We start from the raw sequence: 26,696 nt of genomic DNA, 5'->3' as shown, positions 1-26,696 counted from the left end.
CGCGACCGGGAGGGTGCACATGGTGGTGTCGGTGGAACCGACCGCGCCCGCTCCGTCTCCGGCGCCGGGCCGGCACCGCGCGGAGCGGGCTCCCCGCGGCTACCGGCGCGCCCGGACGCTGGCCGGCGCGCTCGGGATCACGGTGCTGGGCGCCGTGCTGCCGGGCGTCGGCTACATCTGGTCGCGACGGCGCCTCGGGTGGGCCGTGCTGGTGCTCTTCCTCGGCGGCCTGGCCGTCGCTGGCTACTACGCCGGTGACCTGAGCCGCGCCGTCGACCTCGCCTTCGACCCGGCCCGGCTCCAGGCCCTGCGGTTCCTGCTCGGCGCGCTGCTCGCGATGTGGCTGTTCGTCGTCGCGACGACCTACCTCATGGTGCGGCCGATCGGGATGGCCTGGCTGGAGAAGAGCCTCGGCGTGGTCGTGGTGGTGCTGCTGTGCGTGCTCGGCAGCATCCCCGCCGTGCAGGCGATGCGGATCGCCAACAGCCAGCGCGACCTGGTCGCGACGGTGTTCGACAACGAGCAGACCGCGACCGCCCCGACCAACGTCACCAAGGCCGACCCGTGGGCGGGCAAGGACCGCGTCAACGTGCTGCTGCTCGGCGGCGACGGGGGAGTCGGTCGCACCGGCATCCGGACCGACTCGGTGATCCTGCTCAGCATGGACACCCGCACCGGGCGGGCGGTGACCTTCAGCCTGCCGCGCAACATGATGAACGCGCAGTTCCCCGAGGACAGCCCGCTCCACGAGGTCTTCCCGGACGGGTACCGCAGCACCGACCCCGATGCCGACGCCGGGTTCTGGATGCTCAACGCCATCTACGGCCAGGTGCCCACGATGTACCCCGGCATCCTCGGGACGTCGGAGAACGAGGGCGCCGACGCGATCAAGCAGGCCGTCTCGGGCAGCCTCGGCGTCGACGTCGACTACTACATGCTGATCAACCTGCTCGGCTTCCAGCAGCTCGTCGACGCCATCGGCGGGGTGACGGTCAACATCAACGAGCCGATCGCGATCAACGGCAACACCGACGCCGGCATCCCGCCCACCGGCTACCTGGATCCCGGGCCGGACCAGCACCTCGACGGCTTCCACGCACTCTGGTACTCCCGCGGGCGGTGGGGCTCCGACGACTACGAGCGGATGCTCCGCCAGCGCTGCATGGTCAACGCGATCGTGGACGCGGCGGACCCCCTCAACGTGCTGCGCCGCTACCAGGACCTCGCGGCGGCCGGCAAGGAGATCCTGCGCACCGACGTGCCCCGCGACCTGATGCCTGCCTTCGTCGACCTGGCGCTGAAGGTGAAGGGCAAGAAGATGCGCTCGATCGCCTTCGTCAACTCCGACAAGTTCTTCTCCGGGGACCCGGACTACGACTGGATGCGGTCGGTGGTCGCCAAGGCCCTCGGGCCGCGCGCCCCCCGCGCCGACCGGGACGACCCGGGCAACGCGGTCGAGACCGCCGACGCCTGCGGCTACCACCCCGAGAGCTGAGCGCCCGAGGGCTGGCCGGTGCACCGGTCCAGTCCACCTGCCGCACCGTCCGTGATCTGAGGCCGAACCGCGCCCATCTGCCCGTGAACGCTTCTACGCTCGGTGCAGACGTTCGACTGGGGGGCCGAATGCAGACTGTCGATCAGATCGCCAGACAGTACGAGACCAGCACTGCGTTCGTCGTACGAGCGCTCGAACAGCTCGGATGCCGGGCGGCGCAGCCCGACACCCAGGTACCGGCCTCGACCCTGGCTCGGTTCGAGAAGGCCTTCGGCGACCGGCTCCGCGGCGCGGGCGCCGCTCCACCTGCGGGTGAGCGAGCGCCGGACGATCCGCTGCCGCTCCGGCGACGGCCGGTGCGGGTCATCCGGGTCGCCCACGCCACGTCCGCGGGCTCGGCGCACGCCATCGACACCACCGGCACGGACGGCGGGGACCCGTGGCGCAACGGGCCCGCCGACGGCGCGCACCACCTCTACACCGACGCCGGACCCTTCGCGGCGTGCGGCGTCCAGGTCACGGTGCTCATGGGCGAGATGTTCGACGGTCGCAGCGGGGACGCGTGCCCCGAGTGCGTGGAGATCGTCTCAGCGGGCGAGGCCTACCGCGACCCACCCGGCTTCCGGTACCACTGCGAGGCCCATCTGCGCGTCCTCGACGACGGGAGGCCCGTCATCGAGCCGTGCCGCTTCCGCGACCGTCACGAGGGGCCGCACGAGACCGCCTCGGGCGCGACGTGGACGAGTGGTCCGGAGGACGGGGCCCCGCCGCCGCACCCCGAGAACGCCTGAGATCCCGCGTCGTTGCGCCGCGAGCGGAGCGCACGGATCAGAGGTCCTCCGGGTACGCGAGCGCGTCGACCGCCGCGCGGACTCCCCAACGCCGAAGGCGCTCCGCGACATCCGCGCCGTGGCACTCCGGCCGGCGGGTCAGGGCGATCTCCGTCGTCAGCTCCGAGAGCTGGGTCAGCACGGACACACCACCGACGACATCGGCGTCCCTGCCCAGCCAGTCGTTGGCAAGGGTCCGCAGCTCCGCGCCACGTCGCGCTCGCGCTGCGGCGACGAGCCGTCCGGCTCTGCTGCCCTCCCAGCCGCCCAGCGCCAGCGCTTCTGCGCGATCGCAGCCGTGCGCCACGAGCAGCGCGCTCGCGTGGTCGGCCAGCCCCAGACCGACCGCCATCCGATGGATCGCGCCGGAGTCGAACACCGCGCACGCGACCACACACAGCATCTGCTCGCCGACCGGGTCGCGCCGTGCGTGTCGGGGTCCGCGTCCCGAGCCTGCGGGGAGCACGTCCGTCCGCTCCGCGGCGCTCGCCGCCAGACCGGCGGTGAGCAGGGCGACGACCGACGACGTCGGGTTCGGCGTCTTTTCGTGCCCACCCCACCAGTCCACTGTCCGGCCTCCCGCCTCAGGGGCTCCGCGTGACAACCGTACGAGCCGGCGACGCTCTCCACCGCCCCCATCTGGGGGACATTTCCCGGTGCTCCGGCCCGTGCGAGGCCGCGGTCGGTTCCGCAACGGCGCCGGGAAGAGGATGCTGGAGCTTCCACGCCCGTCCGACGCGGAGGTGAACCGTGATCTGGAAGCACGTGACCGTCGCGGCCGTCGCTGCTGCCCTCGTCGCGACCGCGGCTCCCTCCAGCGCCGACACCGTCCGCCGCAAGGACCCGCTCGGCGACGCTCCGGCCAGCATCGACATCGCCAGCGCGACCTACACCCATGCCGACCAGCACCTCCGCGTCGTGGCCCGCATCCCGGACCTCGGCAGCAGGGGCACTGCCGCGCTGAGCCTGAGCAAGTTCGGGATCTTCGAGGCTGGCTACGTCGTCCAGATCAGGAAGCGGCCCGGGCAGCCGCCTCGGACCCGACTGCTCTTCTTCGACCACTTCGATCTGCGTCCCCGTGCCTGCGACGACCTCACCGGGACCTGGCGCAGGCAGACCGTGACGCTCGCCGTCGCACGGTCCTGCCTGACCGGCCACGCCCAGCGCCGGATGTTCGCGCAGTTCGGCATCCAGCGCGGCGTCGAGGTCGACCGCGCGCCCGCGGTCACGCGGCTGCGCCGCGGCTGACAGACGGGCCCGAGGTCAGCGGATCCGGACGTTGCCCTCGCGCCCGGTCCGGTCGGCGACCGGGCTGCCGGCGTACACGGCCTTGATGGTGTGCTCGCCCTGCGCCAGCCCACGGAGCACCAGGCGCGCCCTGCCGTGCCGCAGCGTGAGCTTCTGGACGGCCCCGCCGTCGACGCGCACCAGGAGGGTGCCCTCGACCTGCGCGAGGTGCGGGCTGCGGACCTCGATGACCACCTTGACCCCGTGGCGGAGCGCGGTGCGGTCGAAGCGGATCCGCGGCGTGGTGCGGACGCGGACCGACTTCGCGGTCGAGAGACCGACGGTCGTGTAGCCGGCCTTCGCGATGCTGACCTGGGCGGACACGCGGGTGCCGAGGTCGTCCTTGGTGACGCGGTAGGTCGCCGCGGTGGCGCCGGCGATCGGCTGGCCGTCGCGCAGCCACTGGACGGCGACGGTCGTGCCGGCGGGCCGGTAGGCGCCGGTGGCGACCGTGAGCGTCTTGCCCGGCTTGGCGGTGCCGCTGAGGACCGGCTTGGTCCGCACCCGGATCGTGCCCGGCGTGACCGGCGCGGTCATCGCCGTGCTCACCGTGGCGGCGTCCCATCCGGTGCGCTGCGCGGTGACCCCGGCGCTGATGACGCGACCGGCGAGGTCGGGGGTCAGCTTGAGCGTGTGGCCGGTGGCGCCCGCGATCGGCTGGCCGTCGGCGTACCACTGGACGGTGGTGGCCTCCGGCGTGACGTCCCACGTGCCCTCGGCGAGGGTGAGCGACTTCTCGACCTTGACGACGCCGCTGATGGTCGGGGGAGCGGTGGCCGTGAACTGGCCCGGGAGGATCGCTGCGGTCGCGGTCGAGACGGCCGCGACCTTCGCGTACCCCAGCTTGCGGGCGGTCGTGCGGACCGTGATCGTCTGCCCGATGCGGTCGGCGGTCAGGGGGAGCGTGGACTTCGTGGCCTTGGGGATCGGCGCACCGTTGGCGAACCACTGGTAGCGGACCGTCGCGTCGGTCGGCGTCCACGAGCCACTGGTCGCGGTCAGCTGGGCGCCGACCTTCGGCAGGCCGTCGACGACCGGCGCCGCGGTGTTGACGAGGTCGGCGTCGTTGAAGTGGATGAACCCGCTCGGCCAGTTGCCGCTGGTCCGGGTCACTGTGGCCCAGGAGAAGTCCCCGCGCCAGCTGTCCTGCGAGATCACGATCTCGTCGGCGGAGACGACCCGCTCGACGTACGCGACGTGGCCGGCCGAGCCGGCCGGGCCCTGGTTGGCCTTCCACCACGCGACCGCGCCCACGGTCGGCGTGCCGTTGGTGAGGCTCGGGACCGAGGTGCCCCAGTAGGTCGCGTTGCCGCCGCCGGCCCACGGGCGGCTGTTGGGCATCCCGCTCTGGACCAGGCGGTAGGCGACGTAGTTGGTGCAGTTGTGGCCGGCGTACATCCGCCAGTACATCTTCTTGTTCGCCGTGGCGTAACCACCCGAGCCCATGCCTGCGGCCGCGCAGGCGGCGTAGCCGTAGCAGAGGTAGGAGGACTTCTTGAAGTGCACGGGGGACGCCGTGAGGCCGTCCGCGCGAGCCGCGGCGAGCGCGGCGGCCTTGCTGCTCCGGTCGCGGTCCTTGTCCCGGTCGCGGCCGGCTGCGGCGTCAGCGGTGCTCGGCACCAGCACGACGAGGCCGATGACCAGGCCTGCAGCAAGTGCAGAGGTCAGCGGCGCGCGCAGCCGGTTCCAGAGCGTCACGGCCGGGAGTCTAGGGACAAAAGTGCGCTTGTGGGAACGATGTGACAGAAATAGTCAAGCGACACGCCGAACTACAATAGTTAAATTACAGCCGTGTGATTCGGGTGGTTCAGCCCTCCGAAAGGATCATCGGCACGACGGACCCGGACATGCAGAAGACCCCCGGCTCGGAGGAGCCAGGGGTCTTCGTCGGTGTCCGAGGGGGGACTTGAACCCCCACGCCCTAATACGGGCACTAGCACCTCAAGCTAGCGCGTCTGCCAATTCCGCCACCCGGACGAGTGCGGTGGAACAGTAGCAAAGGCCGGGCCGAAGTTCCGCATCGGGGGTGCCATGCTGGGGCCATGACCGAGACCCCGCCGCAGCCGTCGACCTACGACCCCGCCGGCGAGGTCGTCGAGCTCTGCCGGGACCTGATCCGGATCGACACCTCCAACTACGGCAGCACCGACGAGGGGCCCGGTGAGCGCAAGGCCGCGGAGCACGTCGCGGCGCTGCTCGACGAGGTCGGGATCGAGCCGCGGCTCTTCGAGTCCGAGCACGGCCGGACCTCGGTCGTGGCCCAGTGGGGCGGCTCCTCGGGCGACGGGCTGCTCCTGCACGGCCACCTCGACGTGGTCCCCGCCGCGGCCGAGGACTGGCAGGTTGACCCGTTCTCCGGCGAGATCCAGGACGGCTACCTGTGGGGTCGCGGCGCGGTCGACATGAAGGACTTCGACGCGACGCTGCTCTCGGTCGTGCGCGCCCGGCAGCGGGCCGGCGCGGTGCCCTCGCGGCCGATCACGCTCTGCTTCACCGCCGACGAGGAGGCGGGTGGCCACCTCGGCGCCCAGGTGCTCGTCGAGCAGCACGCCGACGAGCTCGCGCACTGCACGGACGCCGTCGGCGAGGTGGGTGGCTTCAGCGCGACCGTGCGGGGGCGCCGGATCTACCTCATCGAGGCCGCGGAGAAGGGCATGGCCTGGATGCGGCTCACCGCGCGGGGCCGCGCCGGCCACGGCTCGATGATCAACGCCGACAACGCGGTGACGTCGCTGTCGGCAGCCGTCGCGCGGATCGGTGCGCACGAGTGGCCGGTGCGCCTCACGCCCGCCATGCAGACGCTGCTCGCGTCGGTCGGGGAGCTCGCGGGCACGGAGGCGACGCCCGAGAACGCCGAGGCGCTCGTGTCGGAGTTCGGGGGAGCGGCCCGGATGATGGGCGCCGTCATCCGCAACACCTGCAACCCGACCATGCTCGGCGCCGGCTACAAGGTCAACGTCATCCCCACCGAGGCGACCGCCCACGTCGACGGTCGGTTCCTGCCGGGCTTCGACGACGAGTTCTTCGCGACGATCGCCGCGCTGGTCGGTGACGACGTCTCGATCGACTACGTCTCCAACCAGCCGGCCTGGGAGACGCCGTACGACGGCGACCTGGTCGACGCCATGACCCGCTCGATCCTCGCCGAGGACGAGGAGGCGATCGTCGCGCCGTACCTGATGAGCGGCGGCACCGACGCCAAGCACTTCCGCAAGCTCGGCATGCGCTCCTACGGCTTCGCGCCGCTGCGGCTGCCGGCCGACCTCGACTTCACCGCCCTCTTCCACGGCGTCGACGAGCGGGTCCCCGTCGACGCACTGGAGTTCGGCGCCCGGGTCTTCGACCGGTTCCTCGACGAGGTCTGACCGGTCGGCCTGACGCTCAGGCGGTGCGGACCGCGCGGATGATCTTGCGCCGCAGCACGACCCGACGCGTCCCGTCGGCGCCGATCCGGACCCGGTCGAGCTCCCAGCCTCCGTGCTCGGCGCGCTCCACGAGCAACTTGGTGACCACCGACCGGGGGAACTCACGCGAGAACGACACCCGGTCGAACTCCCACTCCACGCCGCGCCCTGGCGGCTGACGTAGCGCTCGGGTCATCGGTACCCCCTGTCGATCGGCAGTCGATCTCAGTCTCTCGTGACGTCGTCCAGTGCGGCCATGATCTCAGGCGGCAGGGTCAGCTCCTCGACGCCCAGGGCGGCGCGCAGCTGCGCGGCGGTGCGGGCCCCCAGGATCGGGGCGGTCACGCCGGGCCGGTCGCGCACCCAGGTCAGGGCGACCTCGAGCGCCGACCAGCCGAGGCCGTCGGCGGCGCGCGCCACTGCCTCCACGATGGCCGCGGACCGGTCGTCGAGGTAGGGGCCGACGAAGCCCGCGAAGTGCGACGACGCGGCGCGCGAGTCGGACGGCGTCCCGGTGCGGTACTTCCCGGTGAGGACGCCGCGCCCCAGAGGCGACCACGGCAGCACGCCGAGGCCGAGCGCCGCTGCGGCGGGCAGCACCTCCTGCTCGACGGTGCGGTTGAGCAGGGAGTACTCCACCTGCGTGCTCGCGAGCACCGCCCGCCCCGGGACGGCGCGCTGCCAGGTCGCCGCCTGGGCGGTCTGCCAGCCCGAGTAGTTCGAGATGCCGACGTACGCCGCGCGTCCGCTCGCCACCGCCTGGTCGAGCGCCGTCAGCGTCTCCTCCAGCGGCGCGTCGTCGGTCCAGATGTGCACCTGCCACAGGTCGACGTGCTCGACGCCGAGGCGGCGCAGCGATGCGTCGAGCGTGCGCAGCAGGTAGCCGCGCGAGGTGTCGTAGACCCGTCCGCCGTTGCGGGCGCTGATGCCGGCCTTCGTGGCGATGACGACGTCGTCGCGGGGCACCACGTCGCCCAGCAACGAGCCGAGCAGCTCCTCGGACGCGCCGTTGCCGTAGCCGGCAGCGGTGTCGACGAGGGTGCCGCCGGCCTCGGTGAAGGCGGCGAGCTGGTCGCGGGCCTCGTGCTCGTCGGTGTCGCGTCCCCACGTCATGGTCCCGAGCCCGAGTCGGGACACCGAGAGGCCGGTCGTGCCGACGCGTCTGTGCTGCATGCGGTCAAGGTAGTCGGCGAGCCGACGGTGGGCCTCGGCGGCACGCCCGGTGGACGCCCGTAGGATTCCCGCCCGTGGTGGACTACCTGCAGGCCGTGGTGCTCGGCATTCTCCAAGGGCTGACCGAGTTCCTGCCGATCTCGAGCAGCGCCCATCTCCGGATCTTCCCGGAGTGGTTCGGCTGGGGAGACCCCGGCGCGGCGTTCACGGCGGTCGTCCAGATCGGCACGGAGCTCGCCGTGCTCATCTTCTTCCGCCACGACATCTGGCGGATCGCGACCACCTGGCTGAGGTCGCTGCGCCGGCCGGAGTACCGCGGTCAGCTCGACGCCCGGATGGGCTGGTTCATCATCATCGGCTCCCTCCCGATCGTGGTCCTCGGCGTGCTCCTCAAGGACGTCATCGAAAAGGACTTCCGCAGCCTGTGGATCGTCGGGACGACCCTGATCGTCGGCGGCATCGTGCTCGGCATCGCCGACCGCGTCGGCTCGACCGAGAAGACGCTCAAGCAGCTGTCACTGCGCGACGCCCTCCTCATGGGTGCCGCCCAGGCGTGCGCGCTGATCCCCGGCGTCTCCCGGTCCGGGGCGACGCTCTCGATGGGCCGCTTCCTCGGCTACGAGCGCGAGACCGCGACCCGCTACGCCTTCCTCCTGGCGATCCCGGCCGTCATCGGCGCCGGCGTGTTCGAGCTCAAGGAGATCCCGCACGGCGACAACATCTACGGCTGGGGCCCCACGATCGTGGCGACCGTGGTCGCCGGCCTGATCGGGTACGCCGCGATCGCGTGGCTGCTGCGCTACGTGACGACGCACTCCTACACGCCGTTCGTGGTCTACCGGATCGCGCTCGGCGCGCTCACGCTGCTGCTGGTGGCCACCGGCACGATCGCCGCATGAGCGGCGCGGCTAGAGCCAGCCGGACTTCTTGAACCAGACCCACAGGCCGCCGGCCACCGTGGCCATCAGCAGCAGCGCGAACGGGTAGCCGAAGGTCCAGCCGAGCTCCGGCATGTGGTGGAAGTTCATGCCGTAGACGCCGGCGATGAACGTGGGCACCACGATGAGCGCTGCGCCCGCGGAGATCTTGCGCATGTCGTCGTTCTGCTGCACCGAGATCTGGGCCAGGTGCGCGTCGAAGGCGCTGGAGAGCAGGCTGTCCAGGCCGTCGACGGTCTCGGCGGCGCGGGCGAGGTGGTCGCTGACGTCGCGGAAGAAGGGCGCCGCGCCGTCGGGCACCCCGGTGACCGTCCCCGCGGCCAGCCGGGCGACCGGCTCCCGCAGCGGCATCACGGCCCGGCGCACCTCGCCGAGCTCGCGCTTGAGCACGTAGATGCGCGACGCGTCGTTGGTGCGCTCCGCGGAGAACACCGACGCCTCGACCTCGTCCACGTCGACGACCAGCTCGTCGACCACCTGGAGGTACTCGTCGACGACCCGGTCGAGCACGGCGTACAGCACCCCGCCCGGGCCGTGGCCGAGCAGCTTGCGACTCGCCTCGAGCTCGAGCCGGGCGGTGTGCAGCTCGTTGCCCGCCCCGTGCCGCACGCTCACCACGAAATCGCGGCCGAGGAAGAGGGCGATCTCGCCGGTCTCGACGGCATCGGCCTCGTCGACGTACCAGAGCGTCTTGAGCACCAGGAAGACGCTGTCGCCGAAGCGCTCCAGCTTGGGTCGCTGGTGCGCCCGCACGGCGTCCTCGACCGCGAGCGGGTGCAGGCCGAAGATCTCGGCGAGCCGTTGGAACTCGTTCTCGGACGGCTCGTGCACGCCGACCCAGACGAAGTCGCCCGGCTCGCAGGCACGCGCGCGGAGCGCGGCCAGGTCGTCGTCACCCTGGACCCGCGCACCGGCGCGATAGAGCGCGCTGTCGACGATCACGCGCTCACCGTAGCCCCACTACAGTCACCGCCATGGCAACCGTGATCCTCGTGCGCCACGGTCGGACGACGGCGAACGCGTCGGGGACCCTGGCCGGCCGTCTCCCGGGCGTGCGGCTCGACGAGACCGGCGAGGGGCAGGCCGTGCGCACCGGGGAGCGGATCGCCGCCGTCCCGCTCGCCGCGCTGGTCACCAGCCCGCTGGAGCGGTGCCGCCAGACGGCCCGAGCGATCGCGAAGGCGCACTCCGGCGCGCCGCGGGTCGCGACCGACAGCGGCCTGACGGAGTGCGACTACGGCGAGTGGCAGGGCCGCCCGCTCAAGGAGCTGGCCAAGGAGAAGCTCTGGGCGACGGTCCAGGCGCAGCCGTCGGCAGCGACCTTCCCCGGAGGCGAGTCGATGGCCGACATGCAGGCGCGGGCGGTCGCCGCCGTACGCCGCCGGGACGCCGAGGTCGAGGCCGAGCACGGGGCCGGCGCGGTCTGGGTGGCGGTCAGCCACGGCGACCTGATCAAGTCGATCCTCGCGGACGCCCTGGGCATGCACCTCGACCTCTTCCAGCGCCTCCACGTCGACCCCGCCTCCGTGTCGATCGTCCGCTACACCGGCACCCGTCCCTACGTGCTCGCCACCAACAGCCACGCGGGCGACCTGTCCTGGCTCGCGGCCCCTCCGCCTCGCCGGCGGGGGACGTCCAAGCGCGCCACGGGGAGGGCGACGGACGCTGCGGTCGGGGGCGGCGCCGGCCCATCAGCCGCCGTCTAGGGTTGTCGCCATGGCTCCTCTGGTCCACGGCTTCGACCCTCCCGAGCGATTCGTCGCGGGCACGGTGGGTCCTCCTGGCCAGCGCACCTTCTTCCTGCAGGCCCGCACCGGCGTCCGGCTGACGAGCGTCGCGCTGGAGAAGCAGCAGGTGCAGGCGCTCGCGGAGCGGATCGACGAGCTGCTCGACGAGGTGCTGGCCGCGACCCACGGTGACGCGGCCGTCCCGGCCGTGGCGCCGTTCGCGCTCGACGACACCGAGCCACTCGAGCAGCCGATCGAGGAGGAGTTCCGGGCCGGCACGATGACGCTGTCCTGGGACCCCGAGGACGAGCGGGTCGTGATCGAGGTCTTCCCCTTCCACGAGGCCGCGGTCCTCGGGCCGGACGAGGAGCCGGAGGGCGTCCCGGAGGAGCCGGAGCCCGACGAGGTCTTCCTCGTGCGGATCGCCGCCGGGGTGGCCCGCGCATTCGTCAAGCGCGCCGAGCAGGTGCTCGGCGCCGGGCGGCCCGACTGCCCCTTCTGCGGCAACCCCGTCGACCCCGACGGACACCTGTGCGTGCGCGCCAACGGGTTCCGGCGCCGGGACCCGTGACCGTCGACGCGGACCTGCTCGAGGGCGATCTGCGCCTGCACGGGCGGATCATGCCGGCCTCCAACGCGACGTTCCTCGGCGAGATCGACGGCGTGAGGGTCGTCTACAAGCCGGTCGCGGGGGAGCGCCCCCTCTGGGACTTCCCGGACGGGTCGCTGGCCGACCGCGAGCGCGCGGCCTACCTGCTCTCCGAGCTGTTCGGCTGGGACGTCGTGCCGCACACCTGGCTGCGCGACGGGCCGCACGGCTGGGGGATGGTGCAGCGCTGGCAGGAGCCCGACGAAGGGCAGGACGCCGTCACGCTGGTGCCCGAGGGGTCGGTCCCGCCCGGGTGGAGGCACGTCTTCGACGGCATCGACGAGCACGACCGGGGCGTCTCGCTGGTCCACGAGGACTCCGACGCGCTGCGCCGGATGGCGGTCTTCGACGTGATCGCCAACAACGCCGACCGCAAGGGCGGTCACGTCCTGGAGATGGCCGACGGCCACCGCTACGGCGTCGACCACGGCGTCACCTTCCACACCGACCACAAGCTCCGCACCGTGCTGTGGGGCTGGGCGGGCGAGCCGGTGGCCGAGGAGCACCTCGCGGTCGTCGCCCGGGTGGGCGAGCTGGTCGCCTCGCCGGCCGGTGCCGAGCTCGCCTCCCACCTCACCGACCGCGAGGTCGAAGCGCTGCTGCGGCGGTGCTCCCGTCTGCTCGACCGCGCCGTGATGCCGGTGCCGCGCGGCGAGTGGCCCGCGGTCCCGTGGCCGCCCTTCTGACGAGTGGACCGACAGGCACTCGCTAGGCTTCCCGACATGCGAGCGTGGCCGTCCCCGGAGATCCCCGTCCTGCCCGTGGCGGGCCCGCCGGTGGCCGTCCACGACACCCCGTCGAGCGGGCTCGTGACCACCGCTCCGGACGGCCCGGCCCGGCTCTACGTCTGTGGCATCACGCCGTACGACGCCACGCACCTGGGCCACGCCAACACCTACGTCGCGTTCGACCTTCTCAACCGCGCCTGGCGCAACGCCGGCCACGAGGTGGTCTACGTCCAGAACGTGACCGACGTCGACGACCCGCTCCTGGAGCGGGCCGCGAAGGTGCACGTCGACTGGGTCGAGCTCGCCGAGCGCGAGACCGAGCTGTTCCGCCAGGACATGAGCGCGCTGCGCGTGCTGCCGCCCGCCCACTACGTCGGCGCCGTGGAGTCGATCCCGCTGGTCGTCGACCTCATCCAGCGGCTCGAGGCAGCCGGCTCGGTCTACCGGGTCGACGAAGACCTCTACTTCTCGGTCACCGCGGACCCCGCCTTCGGCACCGAGTCGGGGTGGACCCGCGAGCAGATGCTCGAGATCTTCGCCGAGCGCGGCGGCGACCCCGAGCGACCCGGCAAGAAGGACCCGCTCGACTGCGTCGTGTGGCGCGGCGAGCGCGAGGGTGAGCCGTCGTGGGGCAGCCCCTGGGGCCCCGGGCGGCCAGGCTGGCACATCGAGTGCGCCGCGATCGCGATGCAGCACCTCGGCGGCGCCTTCGACGTCCAGGGCGGTGGCAGCGACCTGGTGTTCCCGCACCACGAGATGTGCGCCGGCCACGCCCAGGTCGCCGCGCCTGGGACGGCGTTCGCGCAGGTCTACAGCCACGCCGGGATGGTCGGCTACGACGGCGAGAAGATGTCGAAGTCGCGCGGCAACCTGGTCTTCGTCTCGGCCCTGCGCAACAGCGAGGTCGACCCGATGGCGATCCGGCTGGCGCTGCTGCGCCACCACTACCGGGCCGACTGGGAGTGGACCGACCAGGAGCTCTGGACGGCCGTCGACGACCTCGCGCAGTGGCGCCGCGCCCTCTCGCTCGGTGCCGGCGCACCCGCCGCTCCCGTCGTCAGCGAGGTCCTCGCGGCGCTCGCCGACGACCTCGACGCGCCGCGCGCCACCGCCGCGGTCGACCGCTGGGTCGCGGCCACGCTCGGCACCGACGGCCTGGCCGACACCTCCGACCCCGACGCGGCCGGCCAGGTGCTGGCCGTGCTCGACGCCGCCCTCGGCGTCGCGGTCTGGTTCGACTGAGGGTTGCCCGTCAGTCGTCGTCCTGCCGGCGCTTGAGGTACCGCTCGAACTCGCGGGCGATCGCCTCGCCGGACGCCTCGGGGAGGTCGGTGGTGTCGCGCGTCTCCTCCAGGGAGCGCACGTAGTCGGCGACGTCCTCGTCCTCCTCGGCCAGCTCGTCGACGCCGCGCTCCCAGGCTCGAGCGTCCTCCGGCAGGTCCTCGAGCGGGATGCTGGCCTCGAGCAGGTCCTCCATCTGGCCCAGCAGCGCGAGCGTCGCCTTGGGGCACGGCGGCTGCGCCACGTAGTGGGGGACCGCCGCCCAGTAGGACACGGCCGGCATGTCGACCTGGACGCAGGCGTCCTGGAAGACGCCGACGATGCCGGTCGGGCCCTCGTAGGTCGACTCCTCGAGCTTGAGCCGGTCCACCAGCTCGGGCTCGGTCGCGGTGCCGGTCACCGGGATCGGCCGGGTGTGGGGGGTGTCGGCGAGCAGCGCGCCGAGCGTGATGACGAGCCCGGCGCCGAGCTCCTCGCAGGCAGCGACGAGCTCACCGGCGAACTGGCGCCACCGCATGTTGGGCTCGATGCCGCGGATGAGGATGACGTCGCGGTCGAGCGACGGAGGCGACGCGATGGCGATCTGCGTGCTCGGCCAGCTGATCCGGCGGTAGCCGCTGGCGTCGATGCCGACCGAGGGCCGGTTGACCTGGAAGTCGTAGAAGTCCTCGGGATCGACCGCGCCGATCACCCGGGCGCCCCAGACACGGATCAGGTGGTCCACGGTCGCGGACGCGGCATCCGCGGCGTCGTTCCAGCCCTCGAACGCAGCGATCACGACGGGGTCCACCAGGTCGCGCGTCGCCTCGAGCTCGATCACACCTCAAGCGTAGTCGGCGCGGTGATTTCTGCGGTCAGGATCGCCGGTGTCAGGATCTGGGAACAGAGTCCAGGAAGTGGACGCTGTTCCTAGGCTTGACCCCTGGGCCCCGGCATCGGGGCCACGAGAGGAGACCACGTGCCGTCTGGCCGGATCGCGTCGCCCGACCTGCGACCTGACGCCACCGAGGAGCTCACCCGAGCCCTCGAGGGCCGGATCCTGGTGCTCGACGGCGCGATGGGCACCGCCATCCAGCGCGATCGTCCGGACGAGGCGGGCTACCGCGGCGAGCGGTTCGCGGACTGGCCGGCCGACCTGGTCGGCAACAACGACCTCCTCACGCTCACCCAGCCCGAGATCATCGCCGGCATCCACCGCGAGTACCTCGAGGCCGGCGCGGACATCATCGAGACCAACACGTTCAACGCCAACGCCGTCTCGCTCGCCGACTACGGCATGCAGGAGCTCGCCTACGAGCTCAACGCCGAGGCCGCCCGCCTCGCGCGCCGCGAGGTCGACGCGGCGAGCACGCCGGACCGGCCGCGGTACGTCGCCGGCGCCCTCGGCCCCACGACCCGCACCGCGTCGATCTCCCCGGACGTCAACGACCCGGGCGCCCGCAACGTCTCCTTCGACCAGCTCGTCTCGGCCTACCTCGAGGCGGCCCGTGGGCTCGTCGACGGCGGCTCCGACCTGCTGATCATCGAGACGATCTTCGACACCCTCAACGCCAAGGCCGCGATCTTCGCGGTCGAGACGCTCTTCGAGGAGCACGGCCGCCGCTGGCCGGTCATCGTCTCCGGCACGATCACCGACGCGTCCGGCCGCACGCTGTCCGGACAGGTGACCGAGGCGTTCTGGGACTCGGTCCGTCACGTGCGCCCGCTCGCCGTCGGCCTCAACTGCGCGCTCGGCGCCAAGGAGATGCGGCCCTACATCGCCGAGATGGCGCGGCTGGCCGACTCGTTCGTCTCCTGCTACCCCAACGCCGGCCTGCCCAACGCGTTCGGTGAGTACGACGAGGCGCCCGAGGAGACCGCCGCGATCGTCGCGGAGTTCGCCGAGAGCGGCTTCGTCAACCTCGTCGGCGGCTGCTGCGGCACCACGCCCGCCCACATCGCCGCGATCGCCCGGGCCGTCGACGGCAAGGAGCGGCGTACGCCGGCCGAGCTGTCCGCCGGCCTGCGGCTCTCCGGCCTCGAGCCGTTGACGATCACCGACGACAGCCTGTTCGTGAACGTCGGCGAGCGCACGAACATCACCGGCTCCGCCCGGTTCCGCAACCTGATCAAGGCCGGCGACTACGACACCGCCCTGTCGGTCGCGGCGCAGCAGGTCGAGAGCGGCGCCCAGGTCATCGACGTCAACATGGACGAGGGCATGATCGACGGTGTCGCGGCGATGGACCGCTTCACCAAGCTCATCGCCAGCGAGCCCGACATCAGCCGGGTGCCGCTCATGGTCGACTCCTCGAAGTGGGAGGTCATCGAGGCCGGGCTGAAGAACGTCCAGGGCAAGGCGATCGTCAACTCGATCTCCCTCAAGGAGGGCGAGGAGAAGTTCCTCGAGCAGGCCCGCCTCTGCCGCAAGTACGGCGCGGCCGCGGTCGTCATGGCCTTCGACGAGGACGGCCAGGCCGACAACCTCGAGCGGCGCAAGGCGATCTGCGAGCGCGCCTACCGGATCCTGGTCGACCAGGTCGGGTTCTCGCCCGACGACATCATCTTCGACCCCAACGTGTTCGCCGTCGCCACCGGCATCGAGGAGCACGCGGCGTACGGCAAGGACTTCATCGAGGCGACCCGCTGGATCAAGGAGAACCTGCCCGGCGCGAAGGTGTCCGGCGGCATCTCCAACGTCAGCTTCTCCTTCCGCGGCAACAACCCGGTCCGCGAGGCCATCCACGCGGTGTTCCTCTTCCACGCGATCGAGGCCGGGCTCGACATGGGCATCGTCAACGCCGGCGCGCTGATCCCCTACTCCGAGGTCGAGCCCGAGCTGCGCGAGCGGATCGAGGACGTGGTCCTCAACCGGCGTCCGGACGCCGCCGAGCGGCTGCTCGAGATCGCCGAGGAGCACAACAAGGCCGGGGAGGTCGTCGAGGCGGCCGCCGAGGAGTGGCGCTCGCTGCCGGTCGGCGAGCGGATCACGCACGCGCTGGTCAAGGGCATCGACGGGTTCGTCGAGGCTGACACCGAGGAGCTGCGACAGGAGATCGCCGCGCGCGGCGGCCGCCCGATCGAGGTCATCGAGGGCCCGCTGATGGACGGCATGAACGTCGTCGGCGACCTGTTCGGCGCCGGCAAGATGTTCCTGCCGCAGGTGGTGAAGTCCGCACGCGTGATGAAGAAGGCCGTCGGCTACCTGATCCCGTTCATCGAGCAGGAGAAGATCGACAACCCCGAGTACGCCACCGCCAAGGAGACCAACGGCACGATCGTCATGGCAACCGTCAAGGGGGACGTCCACGACATCGGCAAGAACATCGTCGGCGTCGTGCTCCAGTGCAACAACTTCGAGGTCATCGACCTCGGCGTGATGGTGCCGGCACAGAAGATCCTCGACACCGCCGCCGAGATCGGCGCCGACGCGATCGGGCTCTCCGGCCTGATCACCCCCTCGCTCGACGAGATGGTCAACGTGGCCTCCGAGATGCAGCGGCAGGGGTTCACGATCCCGCTCCTCATCGGCGGCGCCACCACCTCCCGCGCGCACACCGCCGTCAAGGTCGACGGCAAGTACGACGCCCCGGTGATCTGGGTCAAGGACGCGTCGCGGTCGGTGCCGATGCTCGCCGCGCTGCTCAACGACACCCAGCGTCCCCAGGTGCTGGCCGACGTCAAGGCCGACTACGACTCGCTGCGCGAGCGGCACGCCGCCAAGCACGACCGGCCGATGCTCGCCATCGAGGACGCCCGCGCCAACCGCACGCCCATCGACTGGTCGGGCTACCAGCCGCCCGCGCCGCGCCGGCCCGGCATCCACGTGCTGACCGACTACGACCTCGCGGAGCTGCGGGAGTTCATCGACTGGCAGCCGTTCTTCAACGCCTGGGAGATGAAGGGCAAGTTCCCCGACATCCTCAACAGCCCGACGACCGGGGAGACCGCCCGCGCGCTCTACGACGACGCGCAGGCGATGCTCGACCGCGTGGTCGCCGAGAGGTGGCTGACCGCCAACGGCGTGCTCGGCTTCTTCCCCGCCAGCGCGGTCGGTGACGACATCGAGCTCTACACCGACGAGTCGCGCACCACCGTGCTGACGACGCTGCACAACCTGCGGCAGCAGGGCGAGCACCGCGCCGGCGTACCGAACCGGTCCCTCGGCGACTTCGTCGCGCCCAAGGAGACCGGGCTGCCCGACCACGTCGGAGCGTTCGCCGTGACCGCCGGCCTCGGCTCCCAGGACCGGATCCAGGCCTTCAAGGACGCCAACGACGACTACTCCGCGATCATGTTCGAGGCGCTCGCCGACCGGCTCGCCGAGGCGTTCGCCGAGCGGCTCCACCAGCGGGTCCGCACCGAGTTCTGGGGCCACGTCAGCGACGAGCAGCTGTCCAACGAGGACCTGATCGCGGAGAAGTACACCGGCATCCGGCCGGCGCCCGGCTACCCCGCCTGCCCCGAGCACACCGAGAAGCGGACGCTCTGGGAGCTCCTCGACGTCGAGGCCACCACCGGCATCACGCTGACCGAGAGCATGGCGATGTGGCCCGGCGCCGCGGTGTCCGGCTGGTACTTCTCGCACCCCGACTCCCAGTACTTCGTCGTCGGGCGGCTCGGCCGCGACCAGGTCGCCGACTACGCCGAGCGCAAGGGCTGGTCGGTCCCGGAGGCCGAGAAGTGGCTCTCCGCCAACCTCGGCTACGACCCGGATGACTGACCCGGCCGTGCCGGGCGAGGCCGCTCGGCCGGCCGCAGTCCTCTGGGACATGGACGGCACCCTGGTCGACACCGAGCCCTACTGGATCGACACCGAGTTCGAGATCGCCGAGCGGCACGGTGGGACGTGGAGCCGGGCGCACGCCCTCAACCTGGTCGGCAACGACCTGCTCGAGTCCGGTCGCTACATCCGCGAGCACATGGGCATCGACCTGCCTCCCGAGCACATCGTCGAGGAGCTGCTCGACGGCGTCGTGGCGCGCGTCGAGCAGGAGGTGCCGTGGCGGCCGGGCGCGGTCGAGATGCTGGCCGCGCTGACGGCAGCGGGCACGCCGTGCGGGCTGGTGACGATGTCCTACGAGCGGTTCGTGGCCCCGATCCTGTCCCAGCTGCCCCCGGAGACCTTCCGGGTGATCGTGACCGGCGACAAGGTCGAGTTCGGCAAGCCGCACCCCGAGCCCTACCTCACCGCGGCCGCGGCCCTGGGCGTCGCGCCCGCGGACTGCCTGGCCATCGAGGACTCCAACACCGGCGCGAAGTCGGCCGAGAGTGCCGGCTGCCTGGTGCTGGTGGTCGAGAACCACGTGCCGGTGCTGGCGACGCAACGGCGGATCTTCCGCGACAGCCTGGTGGATCTCGACGTCGGCGAGGTCTGGGCCGAGCAGGGCTAGCGGCCAGAGCTAGGACGCGGCGGGCTCGTCGTCGGGCGTCGGCAGCGGCGGCGGAGTGCCACCGAAGGCCGGGCACAGCGCCTGGTGCGCGCACCACGAGCAGAGCCGGCTCCGGTTCGGCCGCCAGTCACCGGACTCCTGGGCCAGCCGGATGGCCTCCCACACCGCCTGCACCTTGCGCTCGGTCGCGAGCAGGTCGGCCTCGTCGGGCACGTAGCGCAGGATCTCGCCGTTGCCGAGGTAGACGAGCTGGAGCATCGCCGGGATGACGCCGCGGCTGCGCCAGATCACCAGGGCGTAGAACTTCATCTGGAAGAGCGCCTTGCCCTCGAACATCTCGCTGGGCGAGCTGCCGCTCTTGTAGTCGACCACGCGCAGCGCACCGTCCGGAGCCACGTCGATGCGGTCCACGAACCCGCGGAGCAGCAGCCGGGAGTCGAGGAGGGCCTCGACGTAGAGCTCGCGCTCGGCGGGCTCGAGGCGGCGCGGGTCCTCGAGGGTGAAGTAGCGGTCGAGCACCGTGCGGCAGGTCGTGAGCCAGGCGGTGATCTCCGGGCCGCCCTCGGCCGCGAACATCTCGGCGAGCTCCGGGGTCTGCTCGAGCAGCGCCGACCACGCCGGCTCCACCATGCCGGCGGCCCGCTCCGGGGTGCGGTCTGCGGCCGGCAGGTCGAAGAGGTCCTCGAGCACCTTGTGCACGACCGTGCCGCGCACCGCGTCGGGAGAGCTGGGCTCGGGGAGCCGGTCGATCATCCGGAAGCGGTACTGCAGGGGGCAGCCCATGAAGTCGCTCGCCCGGCTCGGCGAGAGCGCGCCCAGCACCTCGACGCCGTCCACCGGGGTCGACAGCGCGACCGACGGGGACTCCTGCTGCACACCCACGAGCCTCACCCTAGGCGAGCCCACCGACAGTCCCGCGGTCCCACCCCGGCCCCGCAGCGACACGGTCGGCTAGCCTCGACGCGTGCCCGATCCCGACCGACCCGCGAGGCCGTCGGGCGCGTTCAAGATCGGCACGATCGCCGGCAGCGACGTCCTCGTGTCGTCGTCGTGGTTCCTCGTCGCCGGCCTCATCGCCATCGTCGTGGCACCCCGGATCGAGGCCACGGAGCCCGGCCTCGGGGCGTGGAAGTACGTCGGCGGCTTCGTCTTCGCGGTGATCCTCTACGGCTCGGTCCTGCTCCACGAGGCGTCGCACGCCGTCGCGGCCCGTCGGCTCGGGATGCCGGTCGGCGCGATCACGCTGCACTTCCTCGGCGGCATGACCGCGATCGAGGCCGAGCCCAAGCGGCCCCGCGAGGAGTTCTTCGTGGCGGTGGTCGGGCCCCTCACCTCCCTTCTCGTCGGCGTCGTCGCCGTGGGCCTGTGGTTCATCACCCCCGACGGCCTGCTCCTGGTCGCCGTCGAGGGGCTCGCGGGCGCGAACATCCTGGTGGGGGTGCTCAACCTCGTCCCGGGCCTCCCGCTCGACGGCGGCCGGGTCCTCAAGTCCGCCGTGTGGCGCATCACCGGAGACATGCACCGGGGGACGATCGCGGCGGGGTGGACCGGCCGAGCCACCGCCGTCGCCGCGATGGCCTACCCGCTGCTGCAGGCCCAGCTCACCGGCGTCGAGCCGACGATCCTCGACTTCGCCCTCGCGTTCATCATCGCCGTGTTCCTGTGGTCGGGAGCGACGGCCGCGATGAGCGGAGCGCGGATCCGCCGCCGGATCCCGCACCTCGTCGCCCGGCAGCTGGCGCGGCGCACCCTCGCCGTCCCCGCGGACCTCCCGCTCGCCGAGGCCGTACGCCGGGCGCGCGAGGCCCAGGCCGGCAGCATCGTGACCGTGACCGGCGCCGGTGAGCCGGTCGGCATCGTCAGCGAGGCGGCCGTCGCCGCCACCCCGGTCGAGCGGCAGCCGTGGATCGCGACCTCGACGGTCGCCCGGACGCTGGACGAGGGGCTCCGGCTCCCGGCCGACCTCGCTGGGGAGGAGCTCGTCCTGGCGCTCAACCGGCACCCGGCGGGGGAGTACCTCCTCCTCGACCCCGACGGCCGCCTGGTCGGGGTGCTCACCACCGCGGACGTCGATAGGGCGTTCCGCGAGGCGGCGCACTAGGCTCTCGGGCCGTGTCCGACACCTCCGCCGCCGCGCCCGACGTCCCTCCCGAGGCCTGGTCCGGCGTGCACCGCGGCCCCCTGCAGGCAGGGGAGTGGATCCGGCTGACCGACCAGAAGGGTCGCCGGCACAACTTCGAGCTCGTGCCCGGCAAGCGCTTCTTCTCCAACCGTGGCCACGTCGAGCACGACGAGCTGATCGGCCGCGAGGAGGGCTTCACGGTCGTCTCGTCCGCCGGGGGCGAGTACCTCTGCTTCCGGCCGCTGCTCTCGGAGTTCGTCGTCTCGATGCCGCGCGGCGCGGCGGTCGTCTACCCCAAGGACGCCGCGCAGATCGTCGCCCTCGCCGACATCTTCCCGGGCGCCCACGTGGTCGAGGCCGGGGTCGGCTCGGGGGCGCTGACGTGCTCGCTCCTGCGCGCCGTGGGGCCGTACGGCCGCGTGTCGTCCTACGAGCGGCGCGAGGAGTTCGCCGACGTCGCCCGCAAGAACGTCACCCAGTTCTTCGGCGCTCCGGCGGGCGAGACGCACCCTGCGTGGCAGCTGACGCTCGGTGACCTGGCCGAGGCGCTCCCCGCGTCCGGCGAGCGCTGCGACCGCATCATCCTCGACATGCTGGCCCCCTGGGAGTGCCTGGACGCCGCCGCCGACGCGCTGTGGCCCGGCGGCATCGTCTGCGCCTACGTCGCCACCACGACCCAGCTCTCGCGGTTCGTGGAGACCGTCCGGGTGCACGGCGGCTTCACCGAGCCCCAGGCGTGGGAGTCGCTGGTGCGCGACTGGCACGTCGAGGGGCTCGCCGTACGACCCGGCCACAAGATGATCGGCCACACGGCGTTCCTGGTCACCGCCCGCCGGCTGGCTCCCGGCGAGCGCCCGCCCCGGAAGTCGCGTCGGCCGGCGCCCGGCGCCTACGGGCCCGACTACACCGGCCCGCGCCCGGCCGGCGTCCCGGTCGAGGTCCCGGAGGACTGAGTTCCTGCCGCGTCCTCGCTGTCCCCGCGACATCCCCGCGACATCCCCGCGATTCGCGCCATCGCTGCGGAATCGTGACCAAACCGTGGAAATGAGCCACCGTCGTGGCCGGTTGCCCGGGTAGGGTCGAAGAGACAGGAGGTGGCGCTGATGTCTACATCGGAGGGCGTTTCCAGTGCGGGCGGCCGCAGTCCCGAGGAGCTGGCCGACCAGGTCAGGTTCCTGGAGGCGGAGGTCTCGGACCTGCGCAGCCGGTTGAGCGAGGTCCCGGGCAGCTCGCGCACGCTCGAGCTCCGGCTCGCCGACGCGCAGCGATCGCTCGCGGGGCTCACCTCCCAGAACGAGCGGCTGGCGCAGACGCTGCGCGAGGCGCGCGACCAGATCACCAAGCTCAAGGAGGAGGTCGACCGGCTCGCCCAGCCGCCGGCCGGCTTCGGCACGTTCCTGGCGGCCAACGACGACGGCTCCATCGACGTCTTCACCGGCGGCCGCAAGCTGCGGGTCAACGTCAGCCCCAGCATCGAGGTCGACTCCCTGCAGCGTGGCCAGGAGGTCATGCTCAACGAGGCGCTCAACGTCGTCGCCGCGCTCGAGTTCGAGCAGGTCGGCGAGGTCGTCATGCTCAAGGAGCTGATGGCCGACGGCGAGCGGGCGCTCGTGATCGCCAACGCCGACGAGGAGCGGGTGGTCCGGCTCGCCGAGCCGCTCAAGACCGAGACGATCCGCGCCGGCGACTCGCTGCTGCTCGACTCGCGCGCCGGCTACGTCTACGAGAAGGTCCCGAAGTCCGAGGTCGAGGAGCTGATCCTCGAGGAGGTCCCGGACATCGCCTACGAGTCGATCGGCGGCCTGGCCGGACAGATCGAGCAGATCCAGGACGCGGTCGAGCTGCCCTACCTCCACCCCGAGCTCTTCAAGGAGCACCAGCTCAAGCCGCCCAAGGGCGTCCTGCTCTACGGACCTCCCGGCTGCGGCAAGACGCTGATCGCGAAGGCGGTCGCCAACTCGCTGGCCAAGAAGGTCGCGGCCAGGACGGGCCAGGAAGGGAAGTCCTACTTCCTCAATATCAAGGGCCCCGAGCTCCTCAACAAGTACGTCGGCGAGACCGAGCGGCACATCCGGCTGGTCTTCCAGCGCGCCCGCGAGAAGGCGAGCAGCGGCACGCCCGTCATCGTGTTCTTCGACGAGATGGACTCGCTCTTCCGGACCCGCGGGTCGGGCGTCTCCTCCGACGTCGAGAACACGATCGTCCCGCAGCTGCTCAGCGAGATCGACGGCGTCGAGCTCCTCGAGAACGTGCTGGTCATCGGTGCCTCCAACCGCGAGGACATGATCGACCCCGCCATCCTGCGGCCGGGCCGCCTCGACGTGAAGATCAAGATCGAGCGGCCGGACGCCGAGTCCGCGCGCGACATCTTCAGCAAGTACCTCCTGCCCGAGCTGCCGCTGCACGCCGACGACGTCGCCGAGTTCGGCGGTGACCGGGACGCCTGCGTGGCGGGGATGATCCGGGCGACCGTCGAGCGGATGTACACCGAGACCGAGGAGAACCGCTTCCTCGAGGTCACCTACGCCAACGGTGACAAGGAGGTCCTCTACTTCAAGGACTTCAACTCGGGCGCGATGATCCAGAACATCGTCGACCGGGCCAAGAAGATGGCGATCAAGGACTTCCTCGACCACGACCAGCACGGCCTGCGGGTCTCGCACCTGCTCCAGGCATGCGTGGACGAGTTCAAGGAGAACGAGGACCTCCCCAACACCACCAACCCGGACGACTGGGCCCGCATCTCCGGCAAGAAGGGCGAGCGGATCGTCTTCATCCGCACGCTCATCACCGGCAAGCAGGGCACCGAGCCCGGCCGTTCGATCGACACGGTCGCCAACACCGGCCAGTACCTCTGACGTTTGCCCGTCCTGGTGGCGGGCACGGTGGCGGCATGATGTTCTGGGCTGTCGTGCTGCTGCTGGGCACCGTGGCCGCCGCGCTGAGCTGGCGCGCCAGCCGCCGTGCGTTCGACGACGGGAGCTGGGAGGCGATCGGGCCGCACGAGTCGACGCTCGGGCGACGCGAGCTCCGCCGCTAGCCGGCGTCGGCCGGCTCGGTGACGTCGGCGACGCGCGCGCCCAGCGCGGCGACCAGCTCCGAGGCCGAGAGGGTCAGCGCGACGCCGGGCGCCCCGGCGCCGAGGCTGATCGTCCCGGTCATCGCCGCGTCGGCGATCACCGGCAGCGTCGTGGCGCTGCCCAGGGGCGTGATCGTCCCGCGGACGTAGCCCGTCACGTCGTACGCCGCCTCGGCGCTCGGCATCGAGAGCCGGTTGACGCCGAGCAGGGCGCGGAGCTTCGGCCAGGCGATCTCCCGGTCACCGGGCACCAGCACGAACCGGTGGTCGCCCTCCGCGACCCGGACCACCATCGTCTTCACGATCTGGCTCGGCTCGACGCCGCGGGCGGCCGCCGCCTCCGCCAGCGACCGGACCGGCCCGTGCCGGGTCACCTCGTAGCGCAGGCCGAGCGCGTCGGCCGCTGCGAGCGCCCGGGACGGATCACTCATGCGTCCGCCCGTGCCGCCCGGCCGCGGTAGACGTAGCCCCAGGGGTGCGAGAGACCCGGCCCCGGCAGGTAGGCACCCTCGACCGCGACGACCTGGAGTCGCGCGGCGCCGACGAGCGTCGGCACGTCCCGGCTCAGGTGGCAGCCGCCGGCGACCCGCCTCTGGATCGGGTCGAGGCGCCGCTGCCAGCGCACCACCCGCGCGTCCGGCGCGCGACCGTGCTCCAGGAAGTGCAGCGCGCCGCCCGGCCGCAGCACCCGGCGTACCTCCTCGAGCGCCCGGACCACGTCGGGGATCGTGCAGAGCGTGAACGTCGAGAGCACCGCGTCGTACGACGCGTCGTCGGCCTCGAGCCGCTGCCCGTCGAGACCGACCCGCTGCACGGGCACCTGCGCCGCCCGGCGGTGCGCCTCGGACAGCCGCCAGCCGACCTCGGACGGCTCCACCGCGTCGACGGCGTCGACCTCCGCCGGGTAGAGCTCGGCGTTGAGCCCGCTGCCGAACCCGATCTCCAGGACCCGTCCGGACAGCCCCTCGACGGCCTGACCCCGCAGCCGCATCACCGGTCCGGTCGAGAGCGACCGGTCGGCCAGGTGCGGGACGACGCGATCGGTCCACCAGCCCATGAGCCGAGGCTACGCGGTGCCCCCTCGCGTACGCTCGGTACATGAGTGTGCGCCGGGTCATGGGGACCGAGGTGGAGTACGGCATCGCCGTGCAGGGCCAGCCCCTGGCCAACCCGATGGTGGCCTCCTCGCAGGTGGTCAACGCCTACGCGTCGGCCACCGTCAAGGCGCGCCGCGCCCGGTGGGACTTCGAGGAGGAGTCGCCCCTGCGCGACGCGCGCGGCTTCGACATGTCCCGCCAGGTCGCGGACCCGACCCAGCTCACCGACGAGGACATGGGGCTGGCCAACGTCATCCTCACCAACGGCGCCCGCCTCTACGTCGACCACGCGCACCCGGAGTACTCCACGCCCGAGGTGACCTCGCCGCTCGACATCGTCCGGTGGGACAAGGCGGGGGAGCTGGTGATGCTCGACGCCGCGCGCCGGGCCGGCCAGCTGCCGGGCGGCACGCCGATCGTGCTCTACAAGAACAACACCGACAACAAGGGCGCGTCCTACGGGGCGCACGAGAACTACCTGATGCGCCGCTCGACGCCCTTCGCCGACATCGTGCGCCACCTGACGCCGTTCTTCGTCAGCAGGCAGGTGATCTGCGGGGCCGGCCGGGTCGGCATCGGGCAGGAGGGCCGGGAGCAGGGCTTCCAGCTGAGCCAGCGCGCGGACTTCTTCGAGGTCGAGGTGGGCCTGGAGACCACGCTGAAGCGGCCGATCATCAACACCCGCGACGAGCCGCACGCCGACCCTGAGAAGTACCGCCGGCTGCACGTCATCATCGGCGACGCCAACCTCTCCGAGGTCTCGACCTACCTCAAGGTCGGCACCACGGCGCTGGTGCTGGCGATGATCGAGGACCGGTTCATCACCACCGAGCTGACCGTGGAGGCGCCGGTCGCTGGCCTGCGGGCCATCTCCCACGACCCGACGCTGCGGCACCGCGTCACCTTGACCGACGGCCGCGAGCTGACCGGCATCCAGCTGCAGCTGGAGTACCTCGACCTCGCCAAGAAGTACGTCGAGGACCGCTACGGCGCCGACGCCGACGCGCAGACCGTCGACGTGCTGGCGCGCTGGGAGTCGGTGCTCGACCGGCTCGAGCGGGACCCGATGTCGCTCAGCGGCGAGCTGGACTGGGTGGCCAAGCTGCGGCTGCTCGAGCAGTACCGCCAGCGCGACGGCCTCGAGTGGGACGACGCCAAGCTCCAGCTCATCGACTACCAGTACTCCGACATCCGTCCGGAGAAGGGGCTCTACCACCGGCTGGTCGCGGCGGGGCGGATGACGCGGCTGCTCGACGACCACGCGGTCGAGGTCGCGATGCACGACCCGCCGGAGGACACCCGCGCCTACTTCCGCGGCCGGTGCCTCGAGAAGTACGCCGAGCACGTCGCGGCCGCGTCGTGGGACTCGGTGATCTTCGACCTGCCCGGCCGGGAGTCGCTGCAGCGGGTCCCGACGATCGACCCGCTGCGCGGCAGCAAGGCGCACGTGGGGGACCTGCTGGATCGCAGTGAGACGGCGGAGGCGTTGTTCACCGCTCTCACCCGTTGAGTGG

General features: G+C 71.9%; 25 protein-coding genes and 1 tRNA gene. 16 read left to right on the top strand and 10 right to left on the bottom strand.

The features are described from left to right. Positions 1–31 precede the first annotated feature (31 nt). Together HZF07_RS03565 and HZF07_RS03560 are read left to right on the top strand one after the other, a co-directional pair. Positions 32–1,495 (top strand): LCP family protein, encoded by a 1,464-nt coding sequence (locus tag HZF07_RS03565; protein WP_157346993.1) that lies wholly within the window; start codon positions 32–34, stop codon positions 1,493–1,495. 128 nt (positions 1,496–1,623) lie between these two features. After that, a complete protein-coding gene (locus HZF07_RS03560; protein ID WP_157346991.1) occupies positions 1,624–2,286 on the top strand; it encodes a hypothetical protein in 663 nt (220 codons plus the stop codon). Positions 2,287–2,323: 37 nt separating this feature from the next. Here HZF07_RS03560 and HZF07_RS03555 read toward each other — a convergent pair whose 3' ends face one another. Continuing rightward, positions 2,324–2,893, bottom strand: coding sequence for a hypothetical protein (locus HZF07_RS03555; RefSeq protein WP_157346989.1), 570 nt, complete (start codon positions 2,891–2,893; stop codon positions 2,324–2,326). 182 nt (positions 2,894–3,075) lie between these two features. Here HZF07_RS03555 and HZF07_RS03550 point away from each other — a divergent pair, with 182 nt between their 5' ends. After that, positions 3,076–3,573 (top strand): hypothetical protein, encoded by a 498-nt coding sequence (locus HZF07_RS03550; protein ID WP_157346987.1) that lies wholly within the window; start codon positions 3,076–3,078, stop codon positions 3,571–3,573. A gap of 15 nt (positions 3,574–3,588) precedes the next feature. Here HZF07_RS03550 and HZF07_RS03545 read toward each other — a convergent pair whose 3' ends face one another. After that, positions 3,589–5,310, bottom strand: coding sequence for a CHAP domain-containing protein (locus tag HZF07_RS03545; protein WP_157346985.1), 1,722 nt, complete (start codon positions 5,308–5,310; stop codon positions 3,589–3,591). Positions 5,311–5,503: 193 nt separating this feature from the next. Continuing rightward, positions 5,504–5,589 (bottom strand) — tRNA-Leu (locus HZF07_RS03540). Positions 5,590–5,654: 65 nt separating this feature from the next. Here HZF07_RS03540 and HZF07_RS03535 point away from each other — a divergent pair. Continuing rightward, complete coding sequence (locus HZF07_RS03535; protein ID WP_157346983.1) at positions 5,655–6,977, top strand: M20/M25/M40 family metallo-hydrolase; 1,323 nt, start codon at positions 5,655–5,657, stop codon at positions 6,975–6,977. Between the two features lie 16 nt (positions 6,978–6,993). Here HZF07_RS03535 and HZF07_RS03530 read toward each other — a convergent pair whose 3' ends face one another. Together HZF07_RS03530 and HZF07_RS03525 are read right to left on the bottom strand one after the other, a co-directional pair. Continuing rightward, a complete protein-coding gene (locus HZF07_RS03530) occupies positions 6,994–7,212 on the bottom strand; it encodes a DUF5703 family protein (RefSeq protein ID WP_157346981.1) in 219 nt (72 codons plus the stop codon). Between the two features lie 29 nt (positions 7,213–7,241). Next, positions 7,242–8,189: an aldo/keto reductase gene (locus tag HZF07_RS03525; protein ID WP_157346979.1), complete on the bottom strand. Its 948-nt coding sequence runs from the start codon at positions 8,187–8,189 to the stop codon at positions 7,242–7,244. A 74-nt stretch (positions 8,190–8,263) separates the two neighbouring features. Between HZF07_RS03525 and HZF07_RS03520 the strand changes: the two genes are divergently transcribed. Beyond that, the gene (locus HZF07_RS03520) at positions 8,264–9,088 is read left to right on the top strand and encodes an undecaprenyl-diphosphate phosphatase (protein ID WP_309504381.1); all 825 of its coding nucleotides are present in this window, start codon (positions 8,264–8,266) and stop codon (positions 9,086–9,088) included. Positions 9,089–9,097: 9 nt separating this feature from the next. Here the strand turns inward: HZF07_RS03520 and corA are convergent, their stop codons facing one another. After that, positions 9,098–10,069: a magnesium/cobalt transporter CorA gene (gene corA, locus HZF07_RS03515; protein ID WP_181644720.1), complete on the bottom strand. Its 972-nt coding sequence runs from the start codon at positions 10,067–10,069 to the stop codon at positions 9,098–9,100. A gap of 32 nt (positions 10,070–10,101) precedes the next feature. Here corA and HZF07_RS03510 point away from each other — a divergent pair, with 32 nt between their 5' ends. From HZF07_RS03510 to mshC, 4 genes are read left to right on the top strand one after another with little or no spacing between them, the layout of a single operon-like run. Next, the gene (locus tag HZF07_RS03510; protein ID WP_157346977.1) at positions 10,102–10,833 is read left to right on the top strand and encodes a histidine phosphatase family protein; all 732 of its coding nucleotides are present in this window, start codon (positions 10,102–10,104) and stop codon (positions 10,831–10,833) included. Between the two features lie 10 nt (positions 10,834–10,843). Beyond that, on the top strand, positions 10,844–11,425 hold the full coding sequence (locus tag HZF07_RS03505; RefSeq protein ID WP_157346975.1) for a DUF3090 family protein: 582 nt from the start codon (positions 10,844–10,846) through the stop codon (positions 11,423–11,425). Continuing rightward, the gene (locus HZF07_RS03500; protein WP_181644719.1) at positions 11,422–12,189 is read left to right on the top strand and encodes an SCO1664 family protein; all 768 of its coding nucleotides are present in this window, start codon (positions 11,422–11,424) and stop codon (positions 12,187–12,189) included. The genes HZF07_RS03505 and HZF07_RS03500 overlap by 4 nt, the downstream gene beginning before the upstream one ends. A gap of 36 nt (positions 12,190–12,225) precedes the next feature. Continuing rightward, on the top strand, positions 12,226–13,473 hold the full coding sequence (mshC, locus tag HZF07_RS03495) for a cysteine--1-D-myo-inosityl 2-amino-2-deoxy-alpha-D-glucopyranoside ligase (protein ID WP_157346973.1): 1,248 nt from the start codon (positions 12,226–12,228) through the stop codon (positions 13,471–13,473). Positions 13,474–13,483: 10 nt separating this feature from the next. Here mshC and HZF07_RS03490 read toward each other — a convergent pair whose 3' ends face one another. Continuing rightward, complete coding sequence (locus HZF07_RS03490; RefSeq protein ID WP_181644718.1) at positions 13,484–14,332, bottom strand: PAC2 family protein; 849 nt, start codon at positions 14,330–14,332, stop codon at positions 13,484–13,486. Positions 14,333–14,470: 138 nt separating this feature from the next. On the opposite strand from HZF07_RS03490, the gene metH reads away from it, so the two are divergent. Further along, complete coding sequence (metH, locus tag HZF07_RS03485; RefSeq protein WP_309504377.1) at positions 14,471–18,214, top strand: methionine synthase; 3,744 nt, start codon at positions 14,471–14,473, stop codon at positions 18,212–18,214. Further along, positions 18,207–18,884 (top strand): HAD family hydrolase, encoded by a 678-nt coding sequence (locus HZF07_RS03480; protein WP_157346971.1) that lies wholly within the window; start codon positions 18,207–18,209, stop codon positions 18,882–18,884. The genes metH and HZF07_RS03480 overlap by 8 nt, the downstream gene beginning before the upstream one ends. Before the next feature lie 9 nt (positions 18,885–18,893). Here HZF07_RS03480 and HZF07_RS03475 read toward each other — a convergent pair whose 3' ends face one another. Beyond that, a complete protein-coding gene (locus HZF07_RS03475) occupies positions 18,894–19,766 on the bottom strand; it encodes a RecB family exonuclease (RefSeq protein WP_309504373.1) in 873 nt (290 codons plus the stop codon). 82 nt (positions 19,767–19,848) lie between these two features. Between HZF07_RS03475 and HZF07_RS03470 the strand changes: the two genes are divergently transcribed. From HZF07_RS03470 to HZF07_RS03455, 4 genes are all read left to right on the top strand, one after another. Next, a complete protein-coding gene (locus HZF07_RS03470) occupies positions 19,849–20,985 on the top strand; it encodes a site-2 protease family protein (protein ID WP_220131821.1) in 1,137 nt (378 codons plus the stop codon). A gap of 65 nt (positions 20,986–21,050) precedes the next feature. Next, a complete protein-coding gene (locus HZF07_RS03465) occupies positions 21,051–21,959 on the top strand; it encodes a tRNA (adenine-N1)-methyltransferase (protein WP_181644781.1) in 909 nt (302 codons plus the stop codon). 150 nt (positions 21,960–22,109) lie between these two features. Beyond that, entirely contained in the window at positions 22,110–23,864 is a 1,755-nt protein-coding gene (arc, locus tag HZF07_RS03460; protein ID WP_157346969.1) for a proteasome ATPase, read from the top strand. Between the two features lie 35 nt (positions 23,865–23,899). Continuing rightward, positions 23,900–24,046 carry a hypothetical protein gene (locus tag HZF07_RS03455; protein ID WP_157346967.1) on the top strand — a complete coding sequence of 49 codons (147 nt, stop codon included), beginning with the start codon at positions 23,900–23,902 and terminating at the stop codon, positions 24,044–24,046. On the opposite strand, the gene HZF07_RS03450 is transcribed toward HZF07_RS03455, so the two are convergent. Further along, on the bottom strand, positions 24,043–24,516 hold the full coding sequence (locus HZF07_RS03450) for an aminoacyl-tRNA deacylase (protein ID WP_157346965.1): 474 nt from the start codon (positions 24,514–24,516) through the stop codon (positions 24,043–24,045). The two genes, HZF07_RS03455 and HZF07_RS03450, sit on opposite strands and share 4 nt — an antisense overlap. Further along, a complete protein-coding gene (locus HZF07_RS03445) occupies positions 24,513–25,142 on the bottom strand; it encodes a class I SAM-dependent methyltransferase (RefSeq protein ID WP_157346963.1) in 630 nt (209 codons plus the stop codon). Before HZF07_RS03445 ends, HZF07_RS03450 begins: the two co-directional genes overlap by 4 nt. Positions 25,143–25,183: 41 nt before the next feature. Between HZF07_RS03445 and dop the strand changes: the two genes are divergently transcribed. Then, a complete protein-coding gene (dop, locus tag HZF07_RS03440) occupies positions 25,184–26,692 on the top strand; it encodes a depupylase/deamidase Dop (protein ID WP_157346960.1) in 1,509 nt (502 codons plus the stop codon). Positions 26,693–26,696 lie beyond the last annotated feature (4 nt).

The sequence above is a fragment of the Nocardioides agri genome (assembly GCF_013778305.1).
GTDB classification, from domain to species: domain Bacteria; phylum Actinomycetota; class Actinomycetes; order Propionibacteriales; family Nocardioidaceae; genus Nocardioides; species Nocardioides agri.
The sequence above is the reverse complement of the archived record's forward strand: the minus strand, read 5'-3'. Positions and strand labels throughout refer to the sequence as shown.